The sequence below is a fragment of the Bacteroides pyogenes DSM 20611 = JCM 6294 genome (assembly GCF_000428105.1).
Lineage (GTDB): Bacteria > Bacteroidota > Bacteroidia > Bacteroidales > Bacteroidaceae > Bacteroides > Bacteroides pyogenes.
The window spans coordinates 36,589-46,713 of sequence record NZ_ATZH01000036.1; the positions used below are offsets into that span (position 1 = coordinate 36,589).

Here is a 10,125-nt window from a genome sequence, read left to right on the forward strand (position 1 = left end):
TAATTTTATATAAAACTTATCGGGAATGTACAATATCGGGAAAAATGTTCCTATTTTTGCAACTTGTAAATAAACACAATCTTTCAAATGAAAATAAAGTTTTTATCAATCATTGCGAGCTTCTTCCTAGCATCGTTCGTCATAACGTCATGCCTTGACAATGATAAGAATAATATTGAATACAGTTCGGACGCGACAATACACGCATTCGAGCTCGACACCATAGGTCGCGGGATTACTTATAAATTCACTATCGACCAGATGAAAGGGGAAATTTACAACGAAGACTCCATTCCCGTCCATGCAGACACCATCGTCGACCGCATTCTGATAAAAAAAATGGCTACCGCATCGGGAATCATAACGATGAAAGACAAAAGCGGGCAGGACTCCATAATCAACCTTTCCGATTCGTTCGACCTTAGAAAGCCTGTTGTCTTTACAGTCTACGCGCCGGATATGCAGAACAAAAAAACGTACAAAGTAGACGTGCGCCGTCATAAGCACGACCCCGACTCTCTGCTGTGGACTTACATCGGAAAGATACAAGACGAAATTACCGGCGCGCAAAAAACCGTACGTTTCAAAAACGGATATTACCTCTACTCTGTTGTAAACAACACGCTGAAAGTATACCAAAGCAATGACTTGAAACAATGGGACGGCGGCAAAGCCACTACAGGCATCACCGACGGACTGCCCACCTCCATCATCGCATTCGATGAAGAGAAGCTCCTGCTTGCCTCTTTCGCCAACAAGGTATACGAGTCTGCCGATGGCATTTCATGGAAAGAGTCTGATAAGATAAAAGGAAGCATCAGTACTTTGGTGTCACTATGGGAAGGTCCCGAAGGAGACCGCAAGTTGACTTACATCAAAGAAGAAAACGAAGAAAAATATATATGCGAAGTGGCGGAAAGTTTCTCGGAAGAATCAGAAAAAAAGATAAAACTGCCCGCAAACTTCCCGACGGAAGACTTTTCGTACACTACCATTAAAAAAGAAAGCAATACCTATAATATTATAGTGGGCAAACACTTTCCTTCCGTAGCCATTGATCCGGAAACAACCACCACCATTGTATGGGGATACGACGGGAATATATGGACCGATCTGAGCCCTGCAACAAACCCCGTAAGTTACTGTCCGGAGTTCGAACATCCTGTAATTCTTCATTACAACAATCAACTTTACATCTGGGGCGATGAATTCAAATCCATATATACCTCTAGGAATGAAGGTGTAAGCTGGAGTCCTGCAAATCCTAAATTTGCATTTCCCCATCAGAATAAGGGTGAGATAAATACCGGGAAATCGTTATTCGAAGGACGTACCAACTTCTCTGTTATACATGATACTGAAAAAGATTATATATATGTACTGTTCAGCACATCTAATGTAGCTGCCGCAGAAAACAACATCGACCACCGCAGCCAGGTTTGGCGCGGTCGTTTGAACAGTTTGTGGTTTCTTCACAGCCGCCGCTAAGAAGATAGAAGATAATCGGTTGAATTCGTTTTTCAGGAAAATCAAAAAAGAAGCAGATGTCCTATCTAGAACAAATAGACAAAAATCGAATCCCCCGGCATGTAGCCATTATAATGGATGGCAACGGACGCTGGGCCAAACTACAAGGGAAAGAACGTACCTATGGACACCAAGCCGGTGCCAAAACGGTACATACGATTATTGAAGAAGCAGCGCGTTTAGGAATTAACTTCCTTACTTTATATACATTTTCCACAGAAAACTGGAATCGTCCGCAGGAAGAGGTGACCGGTTTAATGAATCTGCTCTTGGAGTCTATCGAACAGGATACTCTGATGAAAAACAACATTCGTTTCCGTGTCATCGGCGATTTCGAAAAACTGCCTGTCGAGGTGCAAGAAAGCTTGTCGTCGTGCATAACATACACTGCCGGCAACACCGCCATGACTTTGGTATTGGCGCTCAGCTATTCTTCGCATTGGGAAATAACCGAAACAATACGTAAGATCACAGTGCTTGCCCAAACCGGTAAAATCTCACCCGAACAAATCACAGACAGCTTTGTAAGCTCTCATTTGCAAACCTGTTTTATGCCAGACCCCGATTTGTTGATCCGAACAGGAGGAGAAATACGATTAAGCAATTACCTATTATGGCAATGCGCTTACTCAGAACTTTATTTCTGCGACACGTTTTGGCCTGATTTCGATAAAGAAGAATTTAGGAAAGCGATTTACGAGTACCAGCAAAGGGAACGCAGATTCGGAAAAACAAGTGAACAAATCAGTTAGTATAACTTCGAAACATCAAATTAATAATATAAATGCATTATCGTACATCCTTTATATTCGCTACGTTTATCTGCCTGTTCGGCTTTGCACCGACAGGAGTTGCGCAAAACTCCAATATTGATGACAACTCTACTCCTGTGATTCTATACTCGGGTACACCCAAAAAGTATGAAATAGCAGACATCAAAGTTGAGGGAGTAAAGAATTATGAAGACTACATATTAATAGGATTATCGGGCCTGTCTGTGGGACAAACCATAACAGTCCCGGGAGATGAAATAACCGGAGCCATCAAACGGTATTGGCGACACGGGTTATTCTCAAATGTCCGCATTACAGCCGAAAAGATAGAAAACAACAAGATTTGGCTAAGAATTCAATTGACACAGCGGCCGCGTATCGCGGATGTACATTACTACGGCGTGAAGAAGTCGGAACGTACTGATTTGGAAGGGAAACTCGGAATGGTGAAAGGAATGCAAATCACTCCGAATACGGTAGACCGTGCCAAGACCCTGATCAAACGTTACTTCAACGACAAAGGATTTAAAAATGCAGAGGTGAATATCACGCAAAGAGACGACGCTTCGAGCGATAATCAGGTGATAGTGGATATCAACATTGACAAAAAAGAAAAAATAAAAGTACACGAGATTCAGATTGCAGGAAACCACGCCATTAAAGCCTCCAAACTGAAACGGGTAATGAAGAAAACCAATGAAAAAGGAAAACTTCGCAATCTGTTCCGCACAAAGAAATTTGTTCCTGAAAATTATGAAGCAGACAAACAACTGATCATAGACAAATACAATGAGCTGGGATATCGCGACGCGAAGATTGTAGAAGACAGCGTATCTTCCTATGATGAAAAAACAGTCAATGTTTACCTGAACATCGATGAAGGACAAAAATACTACTTGCGTAATGTAGCGTGGGTGGGCAACACTCTTTACCCTTCGGAAGAACTGAACTATCTTCTCCGCATGAAGAAAGGAGACGTGTACAACCAGAAGTTGCTGAACGAAAGGATATCGACCGATGACGACGCCATCGGCAACTTGTATTACAACAACGGTTACCTTTTCTACAATCTCGACCCCGTAGAGGTGAACATCGTGGGAGATTCTATCGACCTCGAAATGAGAATATCGGAAGGAAGACAGGCAACCATCAATAAGATTAAAATCAGCGGTAACGACCGCTTGTATGAGAATGTGGTACGCCGCGAACTCCGTATTCGTCCGGGACAGTTGTTCAGTAAGGAAAACCTGATGCGTTCTTTGCGCGAAATTCAGCAAATGGGGCATTTCGACCCGGAAAAACTTCAGCCCGACATTCAGCCGGACGGCATGAACGGTACGGTGGATATCGGTCTGCCTTTAACTTCGAAAGCCAACGACCAGATAGAATTCTCCGCCGGCTGGGGACAGACAGGCGTTATCGGTAAGCTGAGCCTGAAGTTTACGAACTTCTCGTTAGCCAACTTATTGCGCCCGGGCGAGAATTATCGGGGAATTTTACCGCAGGGAGACGGACAGACGTTGACCATCAGCGGACAAACCAATGCGAAGTATTATCAATCATACAGCATCTCATTCTTCGATCCCTGGTTTGGAGGAAAACGCCCGAACTCATTCTCGGTTTCGGCTTTCTTCTCCATACAGACCGATATCAGCAGCCGTTACTATAACTCCAGCTATTTCAACAACTACTACAACAGCATGTATAGCGGCTATGGGGGCTATGGTATGTATAATTACGGCAATTACAACAACTACGAGAATTATTACGACCCGGACAAATCCATCAAGATGTGGGGGCTTTCCGTAGGTTGGGGTAAGCGTTTGAAATGGCCCGACGACTACTTTACGCTTTCCACCGAATTGGCTTATCAGCGCTATACGTTGAAAGACTGGCAGTATTTCCCGGTAACCAATGGTAAATGTAACGACTTGAGCCTTACTTTGACGCTGGCACGCAACTCCATCGACAATCCGATCTTCCCGCGTGTAGGGTCCGACTTTTCTTTATCGCTGCAACTTACTCCTCCCTACTCTGCTTTCGACGGGAAGGACTATAAAGGATACTACAACGCAGACGGAAGCATTACCCAGGACAATATGAACAAGCTTCATAAATGGGTGGAATATCATAAGTGGAAGTTCAAAGCCAAAACATATACTCCGCTGATGGATTACATGGCACATCCCAAATGCCTTGTGCTGATGACGCGTTCCGAGTTCGGTATGGTAGGGCACTACAATGAATATAAGAAATCTCCTTTCGGCACATTCGACGTGGGTGGCGACGGAATGACGGGATACTCAAGTTACGCGACGGAAAGCATAGCCTTGCGCGGATACGAAAACAGTTCTTTAACGCCCTATCGCCAGGAAGGATATGCTTATACGCGTCTCGGTCTCGAATTAAGATATCCGCTGATGCTTGAAACGAGTACAAATATCTATGTATTGGGTTTCTTGGAAGCAGGTAACGCATGGCATGACATCAAAAAATTCAATCCGTTCGATTTGAAACGCTCCGCAGGTGTGGGTGTCCGTATCTTCCTTCCGATGATAGGAATGATGGGTATCGACTGGGGATATGGTTTCGACAAAATCAATGGCGCCAAACAATACGGTGGAAGCCAGTTCCACTTTATCTTGGGACAAGAATTCTAATGTATCACCAAAAAACTAAACGTTATGAGAAAATCCATTCTATCCATCATGCTGCTGTTTGTCATCAGTCTGACAGCGGGCGCACAGAAATTCGCACTGATTGATACGGAATATATCTTTAAAAAAATTCCCGCGTATCAGCGTGCAAACGAACAAATGCAACAAGCCACGAAAAAATACCAAAATGAAGTGGAAGTTCTGGCAAAAGAGGCTCAGAAGATGTTTCAAGATTATCAATCAAAAGCATCCGGCCTTTCCGCATCCCAGAAAACAAAGAAAGAGGATGAAATCGTAGCTAAAGAAAAGGCTGCCGCCGAACTGAAACGCAAATATTTCGGTCCGGAAGGCGAATTGGCAAAAATGAGAGACAGGCTGATAACTCCTATCCAAGACGATATTTATGAAGCGGTAAAAGCAATATCAGAGTCGCACGGATACTCTATGATTATGGATAGAGCATCGGCGTCGGGGATTATTTTCGCCACGCCCCGTATCGACATTAGCGATCTGGTGTTAAGAAGATTAGGATATTCAAATTAATTTCATACATTTGCAGAGAGAAAAAACTAAAATCACTCAAATAATTTATAGAACTATGCTTAAAAAAATTACAATCTTTATCTTGCTTGCACTCCCGATGAGTGTATTTGCACAGAACTTTAAGTTTGGTCATATCAATGCGCAGGAAATCATTACCGTAATGCCTGAGTTTACAAAAGCGCAAAATGACCTTCAAGCTTTGGAAAAACAACTGACCGACGAGCTGAAAAGAACGCAAGACGAATTCAATAAAAAATATCAAGAATTCCAACAGGCAATATCCAAAGACTCGCTTCCTGCCAACATTGCGGAAAGAAGACAGAAAGAACTTCAAGATATGGCTCAAAGACAAGAGCAATTCCAACAGGACGCAGCGCAGCAAATGCAAAAAGCACAAGCAGACTTGATGACTCCTATTTATAAGAAACTGGACGATGCGATTAAGGCTGTGGGAGTTTCCGAAGGAGTAATATATATCTTCGACCTTGCCAGGACTTCTATTCCCTACATTAACGAATCACAAAGCACTAACTTAACCAACAAGGTTAAAAATCAATTAGGTATTAAGTAAAAGATAAATAAAAAAGATCTGGTAAGAGAAGGAAAAAGATATGCGAATATCCTTTTTTCCTTCTCTTTTTTCATATAAATTTGTGCTCACAAAATAAAGTCTCATGAAAAACAGTTTGCCTCAAGCACCGGGACCTATCGGTGTGTTCGACTCCGGATACGGGGGATTGACCATCCTTAATAAGATAAGAGAGGCGTTGCCGCAGTATGATTATATCTACTTGGGAGACAACGCTCGCTCTCCCTACGGGTCGCGCTCTTTCGAAATCGTATATAAGTTTACGTTAGAAGCGGTCGACAAACTGTTCGAAATGGGATGTCATTTAGTGATACTGGCTTGCAACACAGCTTCCGCCAAAGCCTTGCGCAGCATTCAAACGAACGATTTACCCGATATCGATCCGAACCGCCGTGTGCTCGGAGTTATCCGCCCTACTGTGGAATGTATCGGCAGCATCACAGAAAGCCGGCATATCGGAGTGTTGGCAACGGCAGGCACCATCAAATCCGAATCGTATCCGCTCGAAATTCAGAAGTTGTTTCCGGATATCCGCGTCAATGGCGTAGCTTGCCCGATGTGGGTTCCGCTGGTAGAAAACAATGAGTCGCAAGAAGAGGGCGCCGACTATTTTATTCAGAAATACATCAACCAACTGCTGCAAAAAGATCCGGAAATAGATACGGTAATTCTCGGATGTACTCATTATCCTCTGCTCCTTCCCAAAATCCGACAATACATGCCGCAACCTATACGCATCGTTTCGCAAGGAGAATATGTGGCCGAAAGCCTTAAAGAATATCTGAACAGACATCCGGAGATGGATGCCCGGTGCACGAAAAAAGGGGGTTGCCTTTTCTATACCACAGAGGCGGAAGAGAAGTTCAGCGAATCGGCCTCGATATTCTTAAACCAACCCATCAGTGTAAAGCGTATTTCTATCGAAAAAACATAAAATCGCTAATCTTTTTCTTACTTCCCACTGTTATATTATATAGTAATAAAACCTATGGATTATGAAAGAAGAAAAATATACCAAGTCGGTTGAGGTATTCAACGGCTCTCTGTGGGAAGCCGAAGTCATTAAAGGATTGTTGAAAAGCCATGGAGTTCCGTGTGTGATACAAGACGGCAACTTAGGAGCGATAGCTCCTTATATAGATCCGCAAGTATCCCTGTTGGTTACCGAAGATCAATACGAGACCGCCAATAAGATTATTGAAAGCAATAAAGAGAAAGACAACGACTGACAGGAAATCCGTTTATATACACATTGAGCAATGCTTCAAAAGAAGCCTTTGCCATAGAAAAGGCTCCGGCAGGGAAGAGTCGGTCATACTAAAATAATCTCAATTCCTCTTTTTTTGAGCACCTCTACCATGTAGGCAGGAGCATTGGTATCGGTAATTATACGGCTGACTTTATTGAGATCGCATATCTTACTGAATCCTCTCTTCTCAAACTTGGAAGAATCGGTCAGCACAATCACTTCGTCCGCAGCGGCGATCATTTGTTGATTGATATAAGATTCGTTCGCATTGCTTGTAGTAAAGCCGTGATTCAAATCAATCCCGTCGACTCCGATGAACAGCTTATTGCAAGAGAATGTTTCGAGAATATTCTCCGCAAAATGTCCTATGACGGACGCCGAACTCTTACGCATAATGCCTCCCAGCTGAATGACTTCGATATTGGGGCTGTAGCAAAGCGCCAAAGAGACCTTTATGGCTGAGGTTATAACAGTCAGGTTACCTTGTATTTCGATATTCTTGGCAAAAGCCAGCAGAGTGGTTCCGGAAGCTATGATAATTTTATCATCGGCTTTCAGCAATTTATTGGCAGCCTTGGCAATCCGTTCTTTTTCTTCCGTATGCAACTTCTCTTTGATATCGATATGCGTATCTGAGATCAACAAATTCGGGGTACTTGCGCTTCCGTGATAGCGTATCAGCAATTTACGGTCTTCCAGATATTGAAGATCTTTTCGGATAGTAACCTCTGAAACATTAAGTTGGTCGCTTAATTCCAGCACCTTTACGCAACCTTTTTCTTTCAATTGCTCCAAGATGAATTTATGTCTTTGAATCGCATTTCTCATACCCAAATAAAATATTAGAATACAAAGTTAGATTAATTACACGTTATATACATATTTTTTACGATTATTTATTGTTAAAGCTCCAATGAACAGGCAAATACAGACGTTTATTTAACAAATTTTCAGTCTCTTCGTAAAGGAGAAACAATGACGAAAACCATGTGAAAACCATCGAGAAACAACTCTTTCTATACAAAGTCATTGAAAAATAGATTGCAACATACAAGTCCGAAGATCAATGTCTGTTCATTGGAATTTGAAGAACCATTTCAACAAGAGCGGACACAAAAAGCCGGCCGAACAGACGTTATACCGGTACGAAACGCCCGCTTCATTTACTTGAATGGATTCTTCACCAACTAAGAATACAGCGGTCTACGGCTAATACGAGACCACCGCCTCATGCGCCTTAGGATTCTCCGCGTTTTTTTTCACTCCCCATTCGCCGGTCACATATTTATAGCCGCCTTGCGGAACATCGTTCGAATATTCTATAATACAGTTCGGATCGGATTCCCAGTATTGTTTCACGGTTTTATCGCCCATCACTTTCTCTATCTTTTTATCATCCGGATTCAAAATGAGCTTCAGACCTACGGACGTATTCATCATTTCCATATCACCGCGGCTATTGCCTGCTGCAAAGAGGGGGGCCGTTTTAATAAAAGTGTTGATCACTTCAGCCTTACCTTCATCTTGCGGCACAGGGAAGACAAGCTTGTCTGTAACAACATTGCCGGCAGTCACCAAAGATCTCACTCCAAGAATCCGATCTTCCCAAAAGCCCAATTGCTCTTTGCAAAAACGCTGGTAAAGCAATTCCGGTGAAGCGGAAACAATCCAGACCTCAAAATCAAAATTCTTTAAATTCTCAATAAGGGCTTTCATCTCAGGATACATTTTATGCTGATATTTCGCATGAAACATATCGTTCCCGATATTTTTAATCTCTTCAGGTGTCAATCCGCTCAGAAAGCGTATACGATTCTGAACGTACTCAACCCCCACATTGTCGCCATGAAGCAATTGATCGATAATCTTCATCTTCTCTTTCGAAAGAGCATCGGTTTTTCCTTCGTAATTCACTTTGGCATAATTATACAACGCTTCATCTGCCAGATAGTACGGACATTGTCCGAACAGTGTTCCATCACAATCGAAGACAGCCACTTTACGGATGTTCATGGTGACGGTAGATTCCATGAAAGCTTCCAACTTAGCATTCGTAGCCTCTGTAAATCCCTTGATAGGTTTGTAGCGAAATGTCTGCGCTTCTAATTGCAAGGAAGCGACCAATACCCAAACAAATGTCAACGACACTGTCCGCATAATTAAATTAGATGTTTTCATAACTAAAATATTTAAGAATTAATAATAATGCAGATTCCGCCGAAAAAGAAAAGGGAACCTGAATAACAATCTCTCCCGGTAAACTCCTTGCGGGCGATGCTCTCCAACGTGGAGAAAGGAACCCGAATCATAAAGTCCGGCAGTGAAGCCTCAATCTATAAAATAAAAAAGGTTGTTTCCCCGAAGGGAAACTTTATTTTCCCGCTTGGGAAACTTTTGTTTCCCCGGTGGGAAACTTTTGTTTCATCAGTGGGAAACTTTTGTTTCATCAGCGGGAAACTTCCGGAACTCATAAGCCTTTGCAACATTCGGTGTGGTTTAATGTTTTTAGTTGACCACTTTACGGCTTATTTTCAAAGTGGGTTGACTCAGTTAATACTTATTTTTATTACAAGTTGACGCTCGTTTTTGGCTATTTGCTATTTAGGTTGACTTTAAAAAATATCAAACAATAACCAGTAAGAGTATCTCAGGGTATGATTCCTTTCTTGCCCCTCGACCTGTGGTTGTGTAGGATATTCTTTGTCGGTCAATGCAAAGTTAGTGATATTTTCCTAAGCAACAACCTCTTTGATGGCTTTCTCGCGGTAGCTGATCCATCTTTTTTTT

Annotated in this window: 9 protein-coding genes; 7 read left to right on the forward strand and 2 right to left on the reverse strand. The window is 42.5% G+C overall.

All coding sequences use genetic code 11. The features are described from left to right. Window positions 1-87 precede the first annotated feature (87 nt). The 7 genes from bamI (at window position 88) to C234_RS0110195 (ending at window position 7,318) form a co-directional block, all read left to right on the forward strand. Window positions 88-1,488, forward strand: coding sequence for a BamI family beta-barrel-assembly machinery protein (bamI, locus tag C234_RS0110160; RefSeq protein ID WP_027325675.1), 1,401 nt, complete (start codon window positions 88-90; stop codon window positions 1,486-1,488). 56 nt (window positions 1,489-1,544) lie between these two features. Continuing rightward, window positions 1,545-2,279, forward strand: a complete 735-nt coding sequence (locus C234_RS0110165) for an isoprenyl transferase (protein ID WP_027325676.1) — start codon at window positions 1,545-1,547, stop codon at window positions 2,277-2,279. A 32-nt stretch (window positions 2,280-2,311) separates the two neighbouring features. Continuing rightward, complete coding sequence (locus C234_RS0110170; protein ID WP_027325677.1) at window positions 2,312-4,960, forward strand: BamA/OMP85 family outer membrane protein; 2,649 nt, start codon at window positions 2,312-2,314, stop codon at window positions 4,958-4,960. 24 nt (window positions 4,961-4,984) lie between these two features. Further along, the gene (locus tag C234_RS0110175; RefSeq protein WP_027325678.1) at window positions 4,985-5,500 is read left to right on the forward strand and encodes an OmpH/Skp family outer membrane protein; all 516 of its coding nucleotides are present in this window, start codon (window positions 4,985-4,987) and stop codon (window positions 5,498-5,500) included. Window positions 5,501-5,555: 55 nt separating this feature from the next. Then, on the forward strand, window positions 5,556-6,071 hold the full coding sequence (locus C234_RS0110180; RefSeq protein WP_027325679.1) for an OmpH/Skp family outer membrane protein: 516 nt from the start codon (window positions 5,556-5,558) through the stop codon (window positions 6,069-6,071). A 103-nt stretch (window positions 6,072-6,174) separates the two neighbouring features. Continuing rightward, window positions 6,175-7,023 (forward strand): glutamate racemase, encoded by an 849-nt coding sequence (gene murI, locus C234_RS0110190; RefSeq protein WP_027325680.1) that lies wholly within the window; start codon window positions 6,175-6,177, stop codon window positions 7,021-7,023. Between the two features lie 61 nt (window positions 7,024-7,084). Next, a complete protein-coding gene (locus C234_RS0110195) occupies window positions 7,085-7,318 on the forward strand; it encodes a DUF2007-related protein (protein ID WP_027325681.1) in 234 nt (77 codons plus the stop codon). Window positions 7,319-7,401: 83 nt separating this feature from the next. Here the strand turns inward: C234_RS0110195 and C234_RS0110200 are convergent, their stop codons facing one another. Both C234_RS0110200 and C234_RS0110210 read right to left on the reverse strand, forming a co-directional pair. Continuing rightward, a complete protein-coding gene (locus tag C234_RS0110200) occupies window positions 7,402-8,166 on the reverse strand; it encodes a DeoR/GlpR family DNA-binding transcription regulator (RefSeq protein WP_027325682.1) in 765 nt (254 codons plus the stop codon). Between the two features lie 381 nt (window positions 8,167-8,547). Continuing rightward, window positions 8,548-9,516 (reverse strand): HAD family hydrolase, encoded by a 969-nt coding sequence (locus C234_RS0110210; protein ID WP_027325683.1) that lies wholly within the window; start codon window positions 9,514-9,516, stop codon window positions 8,548-8,550. Between the last annotated feature and the right edge of the window lie 609 nt (window positions 9,517-10,125).

Bases quoted from the DNA above. Each gene is read 5' to 3' on its own strand.
- C234_RS0110175 (WP_027325678.1), top strand. From the start codon at position 4,985: ATGAGAAAATCCATTCTATCCATCATGCTGCTGTTTGTCATCAGTCTG.
- C234_RS0110210 (WP_027325683.1), bottom strand. From the start codon at position 9,516: ATGAAAACATCTAATTTAATTATGCGGACAGTGTCGTTGACATTTGTT.
- bamI (WP_027325675.1), top strand. From the start codon at position 88: ATGAAAATAAAGTTTTTATCAATCATTGCGAGCTTCTTCCTAGCATCG.
- C234_RS0110170 (WP_027325677.1), top strand. From the start codon at position 2,312: ATGCATTATCGTACATCCTTTATATTCGCTACGTTTATCTGCCTGTTC.
- C234_RS0110165 (WP_027325676.1), top strand. From the start codon at position 1,545: ATGTCCTATCTAGAACAAATAGACAAAAATCGAATCCCCCGGCATGTA.
- murI (WP_027325680.1), top strand. From the start codon at position 6,175: ATGAAAAACAGTTTGCCTCAAGCACCGGGACCTATCGGTGTGTTCGAC.
- C234_RS0110200 (WP_027325682.1), bottom strand. From the start codon at position 8,166: ATGAGAAATGCGATTCAAAGACATAAATTCATCTTGGAGCAATTGAAA.
- C234_RS0110180 (WP_027325679.1), top strand. From the start codon at position 5,556: ATGCTTAAAAAAATTACAATCTTTATCTTGCTTGCACTCCCGATGAGT.
- C234_RS0110195 (WP_027325681.1), top strand. From the start codon at position 7,085: ATGAAAGAAGAAAAATATACCAAGTCGGTTGAGGTATTCAACGGCTCT.